Here is a 16,750-nt window from a genome sequence, read left to right on the forward strand (position 1 = left end):
TTAATGGCGAGTCAGGGAAATGCTTGCCCATTTCCCTAACAACCCTAGGGCACCCCACCGTGCTGGCCTGCGGCTTCACTCGTCATAACATTGATTCAGGCAGTCGGCTAAAACTCGCTACGCTCAGACACTAGCCTCCCTCAGACCTGAATAAATGTTATTCCTCATCAGCACAAACGGGGAATATAAGCCTGTCTCACCTTCCCGTCTATTGCCGCCAAAAATTAGGATTGGTTGATGGATTAAGTGGTCGAGTGTTTGACCGAAGGGAGTTTTCGACCACGCCATCAAACAAGTTTAATTTTTGGATCAAAGGCAATATCGGGTGCCCTTTTGTTTGGTTCGTTTATTTTGGGCATGCACAAATTCGTCTGGAACGAATTTGGACGCCAGAGGCGCCCGTAGGGTGAGTGACATGGATGTCACGAATCAAATTAAATGAATGGACTGCAATTAACTCAAAATGATATTGCTAGTCAGCAACAGGCGCTAAGTTGGTTTTTTATAAAGTCAGACTGAAATGATAAATAATGATCGTGCTTATGAATCTGAGCGCTTTTTAGCTCGCGGATGCGCTGAATCATACACCTTAGCAAGATGCTGAAAATCCACATGAGTATAAATCTGAGTCGTACTAATATCGGCATGTCCCAACAGCTCCTGCACCGCACGTAAATCACCACTGGCTTCAAGCATATGCGATGCAAATGCATGCCTGAGTCGATGAGGATGAACACGATCAGAAATACCTTGTTTTTTACCCCAGTAACTCAGTCGTTTTTGGATAGAACGCACGCCTAAACGTCGTCCTTGTTGCGTGATAAAAACGGCTGGTTGATCAAAAAAGCCGAGTTGATCGCGTTTATCCAGCCAATCTTGTAATGCAGATAAAGCTTTGCCACCAAAAGGACAAACCCGGTCTTTATTTCCTTTACCAGTGACATGCACCAGATGATCACCAAAATCGATATCTCGTAACTCAAGAGCAGCCAGTTCAGCTAATCGCAGACCGGAGGAATAAAAGAGTTCCATCATGGCGCGGTCTCTTGCAGCCACAAAAGTATCAGGGCGTGTGTTATTTAGTAAGGCATTCATCTGATCCACATCCAGTGTAGATGGCAAGCGTTTTTCTGTTTTAGGTGCTTGCACTGCTTGTGCTGGATTGAAGTCAACCAGGCCTCGTTTAATCAGAAACTGATAAAAAGAACGCGTCGCTGATAACATGCGCTGAATGGTTTTGCCAGACAAGCCTTTACGATGCAAAAAAGCGATGAACTGTCTGAGCTGACTGGATTTAAGAACCGTCCAGTCTGAGATATTTTGTTGCTCGATATAGTCTGCAAGTTGCAGTAAATCGCGACGATAATTGTTAACCGTATGTTCTGACAAGCGCCGCTGTTGTGACAAATTGTCCAGAAAGTCATCAACGGGGTGAATTATCTCACTGCGCATGCTGTTGGTGAGTATATTGTCTGACAACACGCATAAATACTTCACCCAAGAAACGCAGATAGTCGGTAGCCATATCCGCATGGAAACGATTAGCATCGACACTACCAATAGCTAATAAACCAGCACAAGGTTGATGACCTAAAGGCAAACACGCAACAGAATTAATCTCTTCGGCCCGCTCATCAAACAGTAATCCTTTCTGTGCCTTGGTTAAGCGACCACACACGGGCTCTTGTTTGGTAAATAAATTGTCAAAAATACGTAGCTTTTTATCATCGGCATGAAGCTGTGACACATTGGCTTCAAGTTGAGGTAAATCAAGTTTACGCTGGCCCTGATAGAACAGTCTCAATGCCACTTCATCTGCAGCAAACTCATGCTTGAGTTCTGTCTGAATTAAGTTGATGAGATCAGCCAAATCCACAGCATCCATGATGCTTAAACAAAGATTGTGCACACGCTTTTCTAATGCTGCGTTACTGTGTGCATTATCAATCAGCGCATGAAGCTGTTCATTAAGCTGTTGGTTTTTTTCTTGTAAGCGATGGGTCTGTCTCTGGGCTAGAGAAATAGTCCCTTCCGGAGAGCTGTTCAGGTTTAGCAACTCCAGCAGATGAGGCTGCTCAAGAAACAGATCAGGATGTGCCTCTAAATACTGTTCAATCTGTTCCAGTGTTAAATCTGTTGTAGTGTCGACCACGCAATTTCTCCGTCAAATACATGCTCTGCAGGGCCGGTCATCCATACAGAGGCATTTTCATCTGGCCAGCTAATCTGCAACTGCCCTCCAGGTAAAGAGACAGTTACATCTCTGGCTAATAAACCTCGGCGAATACCTGTTACTACGGCGGCACAAGCCCCTGTGCCACAGGCTGTTGTTTCACCTGAACCGCGTTCAAAAACACGTAACCGAATCGTTTCTGAATTCACTAATTGCATAAAGCCGACATTAACACGTTCCGGAAAACGTTCATGAGACTCCATAACAGGACCTATTTTTTCTACGGCAGCAGTCTCGACATCATCGACCAGCATCACCGCATGTGGATTTCCCATCGAAACACTGGCAATTTCGACTTTATCATACCCCTGCACATCTATGAGGTAGGTCACTGCTTCAGATTCAGCCATAAAAGGCACTTTTTCTGGTGCAAAAGCCGGTTTTCCCATATCGACCCGAACGTTACCGTCAGCTTGTATTGTTGGGTAAATCACACCTGATGCCGTTTCCACAGCAATTGTTTCTTTAGTGGTCAACCCCTGATCATGAACATAGCGAGCAAAACAACGTGCGCCATTCCCGCATTGCGAGACTTCACCACCATCGGCATTAAAAATCCGGTAACGAAAATCCACATCGGCCGATGTGGATTTTTCAACCAGCAAAAGCTGATCACAACCAATACCAAAATGCCTATCCGCCATAAAGCGGATTTGCTCTGTGCTCAGTTGTACATTTTGCTGAATGGCATCAATCACAATGAAATCATTGCCCAAGCCATGCATTTTGCTGAATTTCAACATCATCTATGCCTGTATCGTGTGCTCGCCGGCGAATAAGTCATTGATAGTCTCACGCTCTCTGACGAGATGAATTTTATCATCTTCAACCATCACCTCCGCTGCTCTTGGGCGAGAGTTGTAATTCGAACTCATAGCAAAACCATACGCCCCTGCAGAGCGGATAGCTAACAAATCACCTTGCTCGAGAGCAAGTTCACGGTCTTTACCTAAAAAGTCGCCGGTTTCACAGATAGGGCCGACAATGTCATAGTTGAGCGCTTTCGTGCTCGGATGTTGCTTGACGGTTTGGATTTGTTGCCATGACTGGTAGAGTGCAGGGCGTAACAAATCATTCATTGCCGCATCCACAATCGCAAAGCATTTGGCTTCCGTTGGCTTAATGAACTCGACTTTTGTTAGTAAAATACCTGCATTACCAGCAATCGCACGTCCAGGCTCCAAGAGAATCTCCAGGTCACGGTCTTTTAATAACGGAGCCAGTGCCTGTGCGTATTCAGCTGGTGTAGGAGGCGTTTCATCACGGTAATGAATGCCTAAACCACCGCCGATATCGAGATGTTCAATGTGAATACCATCTTCAGCCAGCTCATCTATCAGCGTCAATACACGCTCCAAGGCATCCACAAAAGGAGCTACAGAGGTCAGCTGAGAACCGATATGACAATCCACCGCGACTACATCTAAATTTGGCATGTTTTGAGTAGAACGATACACCTCACGAGCATCCTCAATCGCGATACCAAATTTGTTCTCTTTCAGCCCTGTCGAAATATATGGATGAGTTTGCGCATCCACATCGGGATTGACGCGAATGGAAACAGGCGCTTTTTTTCCTAATCGACCTGCAACAGTATTAATACGATCTAATTCAGGGATCGACTCCACGTTAAAACAACGTATGCCGTGTTGCAGTGCATATTCGATTTCCTGCTCAGTTTTACCGACACCAGAAAAAACGGTTTTTGCCGGATCACCGCCAGCGGCCATCACTCTTGCCAACTCGCCCATTGAAACAATGTCAAACCCCGAACCGCGTTTAGCCAGCACGTTCAATACTGCCAGATTAGAGTTTGCTTTCACTGCGTAGCAGACAAGGTGTGGGTAAGCCGAAAAAGCATCATCAAACGCTTGCCAGTGATTCTCTAATGCGGACCGTGAGTAGATATAAACAGGTGTGCCATATTGTTCTGCAATTTTATCAACCGACACATTCTCTGCGTGCAATGTGCCCGCCTGATAATCAAAATAACTCATTTCTACCTTACCCTGCCGCAATTAAATTTGTCTGGCCTTCCGGCATGTAGAGATCCCCTTTTTGTCCACAGCCAGTCACGGCCATCAGCACGCAAACCAGCAATGCCAGTCTGGTCCAGCAAGAAATTGCTCGCATTTTATTTCCTCAAAAAATTTATTCGGCAGTATATAACGTTGCAGACTGATTCGTCTTAAATCTGAAAACTAGAATTTCTCGTTTAACTTACATACTATTAGTGTTCCTAGATTAGCTTATGTTAAGGAATCACAAATAGTCATGGCAAATATGGCAGCCCCCATGAGACTCAGTGGCCTCGCTCGACGCCTAGTTAACGAAGGTCTTTTAACTGAAGAGCAAGCACTGCATGCCCAGTCTGCAGCCAAAGAAGCCAAGCAGCCTTTCGTGACATATCTGGTTAATCACAAAATTCTGGCCAGTGCCGATATTGCGGCGATTGCCTCCCAGGAATTTGGTGTACCGCTTTTCGATATTGATGCGATGAATCTGGATCTGGCTGCGACGTCACTGATTCAGGAAAAGTTAATCCGTCAACATAACGCATTGCCTCTATTCCAACGTGGTAAACGTCTCTATGTTGCCGTGTCAGACCCGACAAACTTACAAGCACTAGATGAATTCCAGTTCAATACGGCCATGAACACGTTTCCGGTGTTGGTTGATGAACAAAAACTCTCCAACATTATCGAAAAAGCGCTGGATAAAACCAATGAAAAATTAGATAACTTCGATGATGAAGAACTGGATGATATAGATCTTGGTCCCGATGAAGATGCAGACAAAGCGGATCAACTCAACGATAAAAACATTGATGATACCCCTGTCGTTCGTTTTATAAACGGTATTCTCACCAATGCTATCAAGTCCGGCGCATCCGATATTCACTTTGAACCTTATGAACAAAAATACCGGGTCCGGGTGCGTATCGATGGCATGCTTCACGAAATGAAAACAGCACCTGTCGCTCTGGGTGGACGCATCGCAGCGCGCTTGAAAGTCTTATCACGCTTAAATATCGCAGAACGTCGCGTGCCACAGGATGGTCGGATGCGACTCAAAATGTCGAAAAATAAAGCTATCGATTTTCGTGTGAACACCTGCCCGACTTTGTTTGGTGAAAAAATCGTTTTGCGTATCTTGGATCCGACCAGTGCTCAATTAGGTATTGATGCTTTAGGTTACGAAGAAAATCAAAAGAAAACGTTTCTGGAAATCATGCATAAACCCTACGGCATGGTACTGGTTACAGGTCCGACCGGTAGTGGTAAAACCGTCTCGCTTTATACCGCATTAAATATCCTCAATACTGGTGATCGTAATATCTCGACCGCTGAAGATCCGGCTGAAATTAGTTTACCGGGTATTAATCAGGTTAATGTTCATCCAGCCATCGGCCTCACCTTTTCCGAAGCTTTACGTGCATTTTTACGTCAGGATCCTGATGTCATCATGGTCGGTGAGATCCGTGATCTGGAAACGGCAGAAATTGCCATCAAAGCCGCACAAACCGGACACATGGTGTTTTCTACTTTACATACTAATGACGCACCACAGTCATTAACACGCCTTATGAACATGGGTGTACCAGCCTTTAATATCGCTTCTGCCGTCTCTCTCATCATTGCGCAACGTCTGGCGAGAAGACTGTGCTCAAAATGTAAAGCCCCAGAAACACTTCCTGATGAAGCACTGTTAGCAGAAGGTTTCACACAAGCTCAAATTGATGCCGGTGTCACAGTTTATAAAGCGGTAGGGTGCGATAGTTGTACAGAAGGCTATAAAGGCCGTGTCGGTATTTATCAGGTCATGCCGGTATCCGAGGCGATGGGTCGCATCATTATGGAAGGTGGTAATGCAATCCAGTTAGCGGATCAGGCTGAAAAAGAAGGCATTGACGATCTTCGTAAGTCTGGACTCAAAAAAGTCGCAGCTGGCTTGACCAGTCTTGAAGAAGTCAATCGTGTAATCAAGGAGTAAGATGTGGCACAAGCACAAGCGGCTAAAGCAAAAAAAGTCAAAGTACCCGATATCTTTCTCTGGCAGGGAACCAATAAACAGGGCCGAAAAGTTAAAGGTCAGATCAACGCTGAAAATCTGAATCAGGCTAAAATGGATCTGCGTCGCCAAGGGATTACGCCGTTAAAAGTACGCAAAAAATCTAAAGACCTATTCGCGCCAAGAAAACCAAAAATCAAGCCGTCTGACATTGCTGTATTCAGCCGAATGCTAGCCACCATGATGTCTTCAGGTGTGCCACTAATGCAATCATTGCAAATTATCGGCGAAGGCCACGAAAACAGTAGTATGCAAGAAATGATTCTGGCCATTAAAGCTGATGTCGAGTCAGGCACGAGTCTGGCTGAATCCTTGTCCAAATATCCTCATCATTTTGATGATTTATATGTCAACCTCATTAATGCCGGTGAGCAATCTGGTGCATTGGAAACGTTGTTACATGAAATTGCAGCCTATCAGGAGAAAACGGAGGCCTTAAAAGCTAAAATTAAAAAAGCCCTTGTTTACCCTGCCTCAATTGTCGTCGTGGCCTTTATTGTGACGGCCATCCTGATGATTTTTGTTATTCCCCAATTCGAGTCACTTTTCAAAGGCTTTGGGGCTGATCTGCCTGGTCTAACAAAGTTAGTCATCCGAGTATCCGAAGTTTTCCAGGAAAAATGGTGGTTAATTTTTGGCATCATTATTGGTGCCATCTATGCCGCGATGGAATCTCGTAAGCGTTCACGCAAGGTTCAACATTTCCTCGACAGGATGTTACTTAAAATTCCTGTCGTGGGTGAGATCATGCGTAAAGCCGCTATCGCCCGCTTTGCCAGAACGTTTTCAACCATGTTCAAAGCCGGTGTGCCCATGGTAGAAGCGATGACCTCAGTTGCTGGCGCCACCGGTAATGTGGTTTTTGGTCAAGCAACACTGGTGATGCGTGATGATGTTGCTACCGGCACACAATTGAACAAAGCCATGATTGATGTCGAATTATTCCCTAATATGGTTGTACAAATGGTCGCTATCGGTGAAGAGTCCGGCTCATTGGATGCTATGTTGGCGAAAGTTGCCGAATTCTTTGAAAGTGAAGTGGATGATGCTGTCGATAATATGACGGCTCTGTTAGAGCCTCTCATCATGGTGTTTTTGGGTGGTATTGTCGGCACTCTGGTTATTGCGATGTATCTTCCTATATTTAAACTCGGTGCAGCTATTTAACCATGCCCATTATTGATTATCTGGCAGTATCGCCAGTCGCCTGGATAGTTGTAGCCAGTATACTTGGCCTACTGGTTGGTAGTTTTCTGAATGTCGTTATTTATCGTCTGCCTATTATTATGCAACGCGAATGGGCCGAGCAGTGTGCAGAAATAACTGGGGAAGTCAGTCAGCATGAACCCGCGTTCTCTCTTTCCAAACCACGCTCCGCTTGTCCTCATTGTGGTCATGCCATCTCTGCTTTAGAAAATATTCCCGTTATCAGCTACTTAGTATTAGGTGGTAAATGTAAAGCGTGTCGAACACCGATATCTATACGCTATCCCATTATCGAACTTATATCAGCATGCATGTCAGCCACCATAGCTTGGCAGTTTGGCTTTGACTGGAGTGCCATAGGCGGGCTTTTTCTTAGCTGGGCCCTGCTTGCTTTAACGTTTATTGATGTCGATCATCAGCTCTTACCTGACAAAATTACACTTCCACTCATCTGGTTAGGCTTAATTTTTAACTTAGGTACGGTTTACACTGATCTTAATAGTAGTGTTATTGGCGCTGTGGCAGGCTATCTATCACTTTGGAGTATCTATCACCTGTTTAGACTAGTCACAGGTAAAGAAGGTATGGGCTACGGTGATTTTAAGCTTCTTGCAGCTCTAGGTGCCTGGATGGGCTGGCAAGCGTTGCCGATGATTGTTTTATTATCATCCTTTGTTGGCGCGGTCATCGGTGTCACACTCATTCTACTAAAGCAGCATCAGCGTGATATTCCTATTCCATTTGGGCCTTATCTTGCCATTGCCGGCTGGATAGCTCTTGTGTGGGGAGATACGATTAACAGTACTTACCTTCATTGGTCAGGACTTGCTTAATGGTATTTAAGGTTGGCCTCACTGGTGGCGTTGCCAGTGGAAAATCGACCGTCACTAATCTCTTTCACGACCAATACCAGATTGATGTAATTGATGCAGATAAGATTGCACATAATCTTTTAGTAAAAAATTCAAGTTGTTATAACGAAGTCGTTGAGACTTTCGGCGAGTCCGTTTTATTGGATAATGGTGAAATTAATCGTCGTTATCTCCGCGAACGCATATTTCGTGAAGCTGCTGCTAAACAACAACTTGAAGCCATATTACATCCTGTCATTCGTCAGCAATTGTTCAGTGAGGCGGAGCATGCAACATCAGCTTATTGTATTTTATCTGTGCCGCTGTTAATCGAAGTAGGTCTGCATAGAGAAGTCGATCGAGTTTGCGTTATTGATGTCAGTGAAGATGTACAGTTAGAGCGCTTAATCAGCCGTGATAAGCTCTCTACTGAAACCGCTATAGCCATGATCAAAAGCCAATGTGACCGCGCAGTACGCTTGCAACATGCCGATGATATTATTAATAATAATGATTCAAAAGATTCATTGGCTCATCAAGTGGCTAAATTACATGAACTCTTCTTAAAGTTTGCTGACCAATCACATTAAGTTGCTTGCCAGCATAGAGTCATGGACAATAACCTCATTCACTTACCGTTATAAAAAAAGACCCGTGTCAGATTCGATAATTTTTGAACAACCACTCAATGAACGAATTCGGACCTTTCTGAGGTTAGAATTTCTATTTAAACGTGTTGATTCTGCATTAAAGGGCCAATCCGAAATGCATCATCGCGATGCATTGGATGGGATATTGAGCATGCTCAGTGTATTTGAGCGTAGCGATATGAAACAAGAATTAATGAAAGAGATCGAACGCTTGATTGCCAATCTTTCAGCGCTTGAGAATACGCCAGGAGTCGACCGACAGGCATTAGATGCGTTACTTTCGGATCTCGATCAAAGCCTGGATGCTTTGCATATCCAGAAATCAGGCTTAGGTCAGCAGCTAAGAGACAATGAGTTTTTATACAGTATTCGCCAGCGCTCCAGCATTCCCGGTGGTACCTGTGAATTTGATTTACCTTCTTACCACTTCTGGCTACAACATACTGTCGCTGAGACACGTTCAGAACAACTTCAGCTTTGGATGAATGAATTTATCTCGGTCAGAAATGCAGTGGAATTAAGCTTACGTCTTATCCGTGGCAGTGTTGGGTTTAGAGATGAAGTGGCAGAAGCAGGCTTCTATCAACGTAGTCTGGATTCAAATCAGCCTTACCAGCTTATTCGGGTTGAAATTCCACGTGATAAAGCCTATTTTCCTGAAGTCAGTGGTGGGAAACATCGATTCACTGTGCGCTTTATGCTGTTTGATATCCAACAGCGACCGCAACAATCATTCGAAAGCATCCCCTTTAAACTCAGCTGTTGTGCAATGTAATCATGGTAACGATTGTTAACTGCCCACAATGTGGTAAACAAGTTCCTTGGCAAGCAGATCAAATCTGGAAGCCCTTTTGTAGTGAACGCTGTAAGCTAATCGACCTCGGTGAATGGGCTTCTGAAGGACACAAAATTCCTGGTCCTCCGGTTAATACCCCTCTGGATGATGATGACTCAGACTATCACTAGCCTTAGGCATCACCTGCAGTCAAAATACCTTGTTCATAAGAAAAATTAAGCATTCGATTCAGTGGAATCAGTGCCTTTTGACGAACATCCTCATCGACTTCAATCGTATTATTCATCTCGACCAATGTCTTATGTAAGTTCACAAGCGTATTCATTGCCATCCACGGACAATGGGCACAGCTTTTACACGTAGCACTTTTACCACCTGTCGGCGCAGGTATTAAACGTTTACCTGGAACAGCCTGACTCATTTTATAAAACAAGCCGTAATCCGTAGCAATAATCAACGTATCCGCTTTTGAGGCTTTACCCGCGGCAATAATTTGTTTAGTTGACCCCACAAAGTTTGCCTTGGCAATCACCGCCTCAGGTGACTCAGGATGCACTAACACCTCTGCCTCAGGATATTTTTTCATAAGCTGTTCAAGTTCATACAGCTTAAACTCATCATGAACAACACAATGCCCTTGCCATAACAACATATCGGCACCGGTTTTATTCTTGATATATTGACCCAGATGGCGGTCAGGACCCCATATAATTTTTTTACCGTCGGCTTTCAAGGATTCAATAATCTGAATGGCGTTACTGGATGTCACAATCCAGTCAGCACGCGCTTTTACTTCAACACTGGTATTGGCATAAACCACCACAGTACGATCAGGGTGCTGGTCACAAAATTCACTAAAGGCGTCTATTGGACAGCCCAGATCAAGTGAACATTCTGCTTCCAGTGTCGGCATAATCACGGTCTTTTCCGGACTCAGTATTTTTGCCGTTTCCCCCATAAAGCGAACACCACAAACAACTAATGTATCAGCTGGATGCTTAGCACCAAAATTAGCCATATCCAGAGAGTCAGACACATAGCCGCCAGTCTGTTCAGCCAAAGCCTGCAGCTCATCGTCAACATAATAATGGGCAATCATCACGGCATTTTTTTCTTTTAGCAGGTGTTTGATTTTCTCAATATAATCCGCTTTTTCTTCTTCTGAAAGCCAGGGTGTTGGCGCCACATTGTCGATGATTGAGTCAATTTTTGACTGAAGAGATTGAGGAATGGCTTCTGCTAAACTCATAATTCTAAACTGCCTGTGTGGTATTCAATTGCTGTTGTATTGCTGTCACAATAATTTTATTGGCTGCTGGAAATTCGTAATAATCGAGGGCTGCAATATCAACCCATTTAATGGTTTGACCTTCATGCCCTGTTGGCGTTCCATCAAAAGCATCTATCCACCAGACGTCCAGTAATACTGACTTATCGCCATAATCATGACTGTGCTCTATAAGCGGTTCAGCACGGAGAATATCGATAGCTAATTCTTCTTTGATTTCTCGCGTCAGAGCCTGCTGGACCGTCTCGCCCGACTCGACTTTACCGCCGGGGAATTCCCATAAATTACCCTGATGCTGGTCAGGCTTACGCAGCGCAATAAGCACTTCTTTTTGCTGCACAATAACGGCGACAGCCACATGTATTTGACTCATTTATTCTGACCCGTGAGCGTGAATAACGCCCCACAGTAAGGGCAAGCGACTTCACCTTTCGTTTCTATATCGAGATATACCCGAGGGTGTGCATTCCACACCGGCATATCAGGCATGGGACAGCTCAAAGGGAGATCGTCAGGATGAACCCAATAATGTTTTTCAGCACACGATTTATCACTATTTTGTTCACCCATAAGATCTCCTAGATAACTATTCAGCCTGTGGATTTTTCCTCAATCTAATGTTCAGCTCTTTCAATAACGTATCATCAATAGGGCTAGGGGCATCAGTTAATAGACAACTGGCTGATTGTGTTTTTGGGAACGCCATGACATCACGAATAGATGCCGCTCCGGTCATCAGCATGACCAAGCGATCCAAACCAAATGCCAGCCCGCCATGCGGAGGACAGCCATATTTCAGTGCATTTAATAAGAAGCCAAATTTATCCTGTGCTTCTTCTTCATCAATACCCAGTAATTCAAATACTTTTTGCTGAACATCGGTCTTATGAATACGCATTGACCCACCGCCCAGCTCTGTACCATTCAAGACCATGTCATATGCACGTGACAGACATTTTTCTGGGTCAGAATCTAACAAGGCCAGATCCGATTCGCGTGGTGCTGTAAACGGATGATGTAGCGCATGCCAGCGTTCTGACTTTTCATCCCATTCAAACATAGGGAATGCGACGACCCATAAAGGTTTCCAGCCACGTTCAACCATACTAAGATCATGGCCCAGTTTGACACGCAATGCACCCAGAGACTCGTTAACGATGGTGGCTTTATCAGCGCCGAAGAAGACCAAATCGCCAGTTTCGGCAGAAACGCGCTGCATGATGGCAGAAACAACTTCATCAGGTAAAAACTTCAGAATCGGAGACTGCAAGCCTTCGCGTCCCGCCTCAGCATCATTTACCTTGATATAAGCCAGCCCTTTAGCACCATAAATGCTGACATATTTCGTGTAGTCATCAATTTCTTTACGACTCAGGTTATTACCACCTGGTACTTTCAAAGCTGCCACACGACCGCGTGGATCATTAGCGGGTGCAGAGAAGACTTTAAAATCGACTTCGCCCATTAAATCACTGACATCAACCAATTCCAGCGGAATGCGCAGATCAGGTTTATCACTACCAAAACGATCCATGGCTTCAGCATAGGTCATTCTTGGGAAAGGATTCGGTAAGGCTTCTTCCAGCACATTAGCAAAAAGACTGCGAATCATTTCTTCCATCATGTTCATGAAATCTTCTTCTTCAACAAAAGAAGTTTCAATATCAATCTGAGTGAATTCAGGTTGACGATCCGCACGTAAATCTTCATCACGGAAACAACGGACAACTTGGTAATAGCGGTCCATACCTGACATCATCAATAACTGCTTAAAAAGTTGGGGAGACTGCGGCAACGCGAAGAACTCACCCTGATGAGTACGGCTCGGCACGAGATAATCACGGGCCCCTTCTGGTGTAGCTTTTGTCAGTATGGGCGTTTCAATATCTAAAAAGCCGTTTGAGTCGAGATAGCTACGTAACTGACGGGTAATCTGTGAACGAAAACGTAAGCGTTGTTGCATTTCAGGACGTCGTAAATCGATATAACGGTAACGCAGACGAATATCTTCATTGACGTCCAGCAATTCATTCAACGGGAAAGGAGGTGTTTCTGATGCATTGAGAATTTCAAGTTTCTTAGCAATGATCTCAATCTTACCGCTACGCAAATCAGCATTATCACTACCGGCAGGCCTGAGCTGAACAATACCCTCAATTTTCAGAACATATTCACTTCTTACACGTTCAGCATGAGCAAAACATTCAGCATCTTCAGGATTACAAACAACCTGGACTAACCCTTCGCGGTCCCGTAAATCAATAAAAATGACACCACCGTGATCTCGTCTACGATGCATCCAGCCAACAATAGAAACTGACTGACCTTCGAGGGTTTCATTTACCTCGCCGCAATAATGGCTACGCATAATAACTTCCAATCTTTAAAATTTTTATAGTTTGCAATTGAGTTCTGAATAGTTGAATTCGAACCCATCAATTTATTTAACTTAGGCTTTTGTTGTCGGCCTGTTGTTTGTGCAATTGTTCTTTCTTCCAATCTGGAACAACAACCCCCATTGAGATAATCATTTTCAAGCCTTGTTCGACTGTCATATCCAACTCAATAACATCCTCTTTCGGCAGCATCAGCACAAATCCTGAGGTGGGATTCGGTGTCGTTGGTATAAACACACTCATCACTTCAGATTGTGTTTTTTCTTGTACTTCACCAAGCTGATCAGATGTCATAAAGGCTAGGCTCCAGACACCTTTCCTTGGATATTCCACTAGCAATACACGACGAAATGACTGACCATCGGTTGTTAATACTGCTTCTAATATCTGTTTAATGCCAGCATATAGTGTTCTGACTAAGGGAATCCTAGATAACAAAGATTCCCAAGCATTAACTAAACGTCTTCCTAATAAGTTGGCAACAATCATACCGGTTGCTAACACCAATACAACCGCTAACAAAACGCCTAATCCAGGGATGTGAAACCCTAATAAATTATCTGGCTGATACGCATGAGGTAATAGTAATAATGTTTGATCTAAAAACCCCACGATAGCGCGGATAACTAAAAAGGTGATACCCAAGGGCATCCATACAAGTAATCCGGCTATCAGGTATTTACGCATTTACTTTCTAAATAAAATGTATCAATCAATGGCAGCCACAGCCTGTTCCGCATGCAGCTGCACTAGTCTTTTTTGCGCTATCGCTTGCCCCACTCTCAGCTAAGTTACGTTTACTACCTGTTTTAAAGTCAGTCTCGTACCAGCCATCTCCTTTCAAGCGAAATCCTGAAGCTGATACCAGTTTACGCAGCTGCGCTTGTTCACATGCCGGGCAATGCACAAGGGGCTCATCACTAATTTTTTGCAGTGCTTCAAATTCATGTCCACAGGCATCACAGCGATATTCATAAAGTGGCATTATTCCTTCCTCATACTATAGAAAAATGTTGGAGACCACTTTTAATAGTGTCTCGAAAACCGCATTTCAAGAGTTAAACTCATTAATTATAACTAAAAAGTTCTCTTGCCGCCGTGCTCACTTTCAACATGGGTATTTTAATACGCTAAACTATATCGATGAGATCCCATAATGATTGGCAGGCCATACGCCGACTTCTTCCCTTTTTAAAGAAATTCAAAGGCCGTGTATTGTTCGCACTTGGCCTTCTGACGCTAGCAAAATTGGCTAACGTAACCGTCCCTATTACTCTGAAACATGCCATTGATGCTCTAGACCCTCAACATCAAGAGATTATTTACCTTCCCGTTTTTATGCTGGTTGCATATGGTCTTTTACGCTTTGCTAGCAGCGCTTTTAGTGAGCTGCGTGACGCCCTGTTTGCCAAAGTAATATTTCGCTCGGTTCGGCGAATAGCGACACAAATTCTCTCACACTTACACGATCTATCTTTGCAATTTCACTTACAGAGACAGACGGGGGGCATATCACGTGATATTGAGCGTGGTAGCCGAGGCATCAGTTTTCTGATGAACTTCATGATATTCAATATATTACCAACACTGGTAGAAATAGGCCTTGTTAGTGCCATCTTGCTTATCAACTATGACAGCATTTTTGCGATTATTACCACCAGCACCATTCTCATATATATCTTCTACACACTCATCATCACTGAATGGCGAATGCGTTATCGTCGAAGAATGAATGAGATGGACTCTCAAGCTAATAATCAGGCAATAGACAGCCTGATGAATTACGAAACGGTCAAATACTTCAACAATGAGACTCTCGAAGTGTCTCAATACGATGAAAAACTGGCTTCCTGGGAAAAGTCGGCCATACATAATCAGACATCGTTATCGGTATTAAATATCGGACAAGGCATTATCATTTCTGCTGGTCTGACCGCTCTCATGTTACTTGCCAGTCAAGGCGTCGTTAATGCTCAGTTATCACTTGGTGATTTGGTACTCATCAATGCTTACCTCCTCCAACTCTATATGCCGCTGGGCTTTCTTGGTTTTGTCTACAGAGAAATTCGTCACTCACTGGCAGATATGGAACGGATGTTTAATTTGCTCGATCAACAGCGTGAGGTACCAGACAGCAGGGATGCAGTTGAGATTGATGTGAATGCAGGAGAAATTAAATTTGTTAACGTAAGTTTTTCCTATCATGCCGATAGAATGATATTAAAAAATATCAATTTCACAGCTAAAGCAGGACAAAAACTCGCTATCGTCGGCCCCAGTGGTTCAGGAAAATCAACAATTATCCGGCTACTTTATCGCTTCTATGATCCACAAGTTGGTCATATTGAAATAGATAATCAAGACATAAAGACGGTTAGCCAAAACAGTTTACGAAAGCACATTGGTGTTGTTCCTCAAGACACCGTTTTATTCAACGATACGATTTATCACAACATTGCTTACGGCAAGCCCTCAGCCAGCAATGAACAAGTCATTATGGCTGCAAAACAAGCTAATTTAGATGACTTTATTAATAATCTACCAGACGGGTACGAAACCATTGTAGGTGAACGAGGATTAAAGCTATCAGGGGGGGAGAAACAGCGTATCGCCATCGCACGAACACTGCTAAAAGCGCCTGAAATCCTATGCTTTGATGAAGCCACTTCAGCGCTTGATAGTCATGCAGAGCAGCGTATTGGGCAAGAAATCATCAATATCAGTGCGAACAAAACCTCACTGGTTATTGCACATAGACTTTCCACTATTGTCGATGCGCATCAAATATTGGTGCTAGACAAAGGGCAGATTGTAGAACAAGGGACACACCAGCAACTCCTACATCAACATGGCGTTTATGCATCCATGTGGCGCCTCCAGCAAAACTACAGAGAAATACCTCATCGTGAGTAAACGGGTTATTTGACACATTTCCATGAGTTTTTTTGGACTTTCTGACAAAACTCAGGTTAGTATGTCGCGCGGTTCTGACCGACATAAATCAATACATACAACAAGATAACGATTTATACCCGTTCAGTTTCGGTTCAGTTTGGTTGTGCCAAACTTGCATCGCACTGGGTCAAATAACCCAATAAAACAAGAGGATTAAAAATGAAATATGGTAAATCACTTATTGCTGCGACTTTAACTGCGGCTACTTTAATGTCGACTTCTGTAATGGCTGAAAACCATACTGTGACAGCTCAAGTAACAGCTTTCAAACCAATGGTTATTAAAGTACAACCAGGTGATACTG

General features: G+C 43.8%; 18 protein-coding genes. 7 read left to right on the top strand and 11 right to left on the bottom strand.

The features are described from left to right. Positions 1–540 precede the first annotated feature (540 nt). The 5 genes from xerC to lptM are packed head-to-tail and all read right to left on the bottom strand — an operon-like array spanning position 541 to position 4,366. Complete coding sequence (xerC, locus tag B4K20_RS02310; protein ID WP_289281756.1) at positions 541–1,452, bottom strand: tyrosine recombinase XerC; 912 nt, start codon at positions 1,450–1,452, stop codon at positions 541–543. Continuing rightward, on the bottom strand, positions 1,442–2,152 hold the full coding sequence (locus B4K20_RS02315) for a DUF484 family protein (RefSeq protein ID WP_289281743.1): 711 nt from the start codon (positions 2,150–2,152) through the stop codon (positions 1,442–1,444). Before B4K20_RS02315 ends, xerC begins: the two co-directional genes overlap by 11 nt. Further along, entirely contained in the window at positions 2,128–2,976 is an 849-nt protein-coding gene (gene dapF, locus B4K20_RS02320; protein WP_339608362.1) for a diaminopimelate epimerase, read from the bottom strand. The genes B4K20_RS02315 and dapF overlap by 25 nt, the downstream gene beginning before the upstream one ends. Before the next feature lie 3 nt (positions 2,977–2,979). Further along, complete coding sequence (gene lysA, locus B4K20_RS02325; RefSeq protein ID WP_289281744.1) at positions 2,980–4,230, bottom strand: diaminopimelate decarboxylase; 1,251 nt, start codon at positions 4,228–4,230, stop codon at positions 2,980–2,982. 7 nt (positions 4,231–4,237) lie between these two features. Further along, complete coding sequence (gene lptM / locus B4K20_RS02330; RefSeq protein WP_286305684.1) at positions 4,238–4,366, bottom strand: LPS translocon maturation chaperone LptM; 129 nt, start codon at positions 4,364–4,366, stop codon at positions 4,238–4,240. Between the two features lie 141 nt (positions 4,367–4,507). Here lptM and pilB point away from each other — a divergent pair, with 141 nt between their 5' ends. From pilB to yacG, 6 genes are all read left to right on the top strand, one after another. Then, entirely contained in the window at positions 4,508–6,226 is a 1,719-nt protein-coding gene (gene pilB / locus B4K20_RS02335; protein ID WP_289281745.1) for a type IV-A pilus assembly ATPase PilB, read from the top strand. A 3-nt stretch (positions 6,227–6,229) separates the two neighbouring features. Further along, positions 6,230–7,471 carry a type II secretion system F family protein gene (locus tag B4K20_RS02340; protein ID WP_289281746.1) on the top strand — a complete coding sequence of 414 codons (1,242 nt, stop codon included), beginning with the start codon at positions 6,230–6,232 and terminating at the stop codon, positions 7,469–7,471. A 2-nt stretch (positions 7,472–7,473) separates the two neighbouring features. Further along, entirely contained in the window at positions 7,474–8,343 is an 870-nt protein-coding gene (locus B4K20_RS02345; protein ID WP_289281747.1) for a prepilin peptidase, read from the top strand. Continuing rightward, positions 8,343–8,951: a dephospho-CoA kinase gene (coaE, locus tag B4K20_RS02350; protein ID WP_289281748.1), complete on the top strand. Its 609-nt coding sequence runs from the start codon at positions 8,343–8,345 to the stop codon at positions 8,949–8,951. Before B4K20_RS02345 ends, coaE begins: the two co-directional genes overlap by 1 nt. A gap of 64 nt (positions 8,952–9,015) precedes the next feature. Continuing rightward, on the top strand, positions 9,016–9,786 hold the full coding sequence (zapD, locus tag B4K20_RS02355) for a cell division protein ZapD (protein WP_286305689.1): 771 nt from the start codon (positions 9,016–9,018) through the stop codon (positions 9,784–9,786). A 2-nt stretch (positions 9,787–9,788) separates the two neighbouring features. Continuing rightward, positions 9,789–9,977 carry a DNA gyrase inhibitor YacG gene (gene yacG, locus B4K20_RS02360; protein WP_286305691.1) on the top strand — a complete coding sequence of 63 codons (189 nt, stop codon included), beginning with the start codon at positions 9,789–9,791 and terminating at the stop codon, positions 9,975–9,977. Positions 9,978–9,979: 2 nt separating this feature from the next. On the opposite strand, the gene nadA is transcribed toward yacG, so the two are convergent. From nadA to B4K20_RS02390, 6 genes are all read right to left on the bottom strand, one after another. After that, entirely contained in the window at positions 9,980–11,056 is a 1,077-nt protein-coding gene (nadA, locus tag B4K20_RS02365) for a quinolinate synthase NadA (protein ID WP_289281749.1), read from the bottom strand. A 4-nt stretch (positions 11,057–11,060) separates the two neighbouring features. Continuing rightward, the gene (gene mutT, locus B4K20_RS02370) at positions 11,061–11,468 is read right to left on the bottom strand and encodes an 8-oxo-dGTP diphosphatase MutT (RefSeq protein WP_286305693.1); all 408 of its coding nucleotides are present in this window, start codon (positions 11,466–11,468) and stop codon (positions 11,061–11,063) included. Further along, positions 11,465–11,665: a zinc-finger domain-containing protein gene (locus B4K20_RS02375; RefSeq protein WP_286305694.1), complete on the bottom strand. Its 201-nt coding sequence runs from the start codon at positions 11,663–11,665 to the stop codon at positions 11,465–11,467. The genes mutT and B4K20_RS02375 overlap by 4 nt, the downstream gene beginning before the upstream one ends. Before the next feature lie 16 nt (positions 11,666–11,681). After that, positions 11,682–13,463: an aspartate--tRNA ligase gene (gene aspS / locus B4K20_RS02380; protein WP_289281750.1), complete on the bottom strand. Its 1,782-nt coding sequence runs from the start codon at positions 13,461–13,463 to the stop codon at positions 11,682–11,684. Between the two features lie 76 nt (positions 13,464–13,539). After that, on the bottom strand, positions 13,540–14,178 hold the full coding sequence (locus tag B4K20_RS02385; protein WP_286305696.1) for a DUF502 domain-containing protein: 639 nt from the start codon (positions 14,176–14,178) through the stop codon (positions 13,540–13,542). A 25-nt stretch (positions 14,179–14,203) separates the two neighbouring features. Next, positions 14,204–14,476, bottom strand: coding sequence for an FmdB family zinc ribbon protein (locus B4K20_RS02390; protein ID WP_286305697.1), 273 nt, complete (start codon positions 14,474–14,476; stop codon positions 14,204–14,206). 158 nt (positions 14,477–14,634) lie between these two features. Here B4K20_RS02390 and B4K20_RS02395 point away from each other — a divergent pair, with 158 nt between their 5' ends. Further along, a complete protein-coding gene (locus B4K20_RS02395; RefSeq protein WP_289281751.1) occupies positions 14,635–16,404 on the top strand; it encodes an ABCB family ABC transporter ATP-binding protein/permease in 1,770 nt (589 codons plus the stop codon). Positions 16,405–16,750: the final 346 nt, after the last annotated feature.

This window comes from Methylophaga sp. UBA5088, assembly GCF_002414625.1.
Taxonomy (GTDB): domain Bacteria; phylum Pseudomonadota; class Gammaproteobacteria; order Nitrosococcales; family Methylophagaceae; genus Methylophaga; species Methylophaga marina.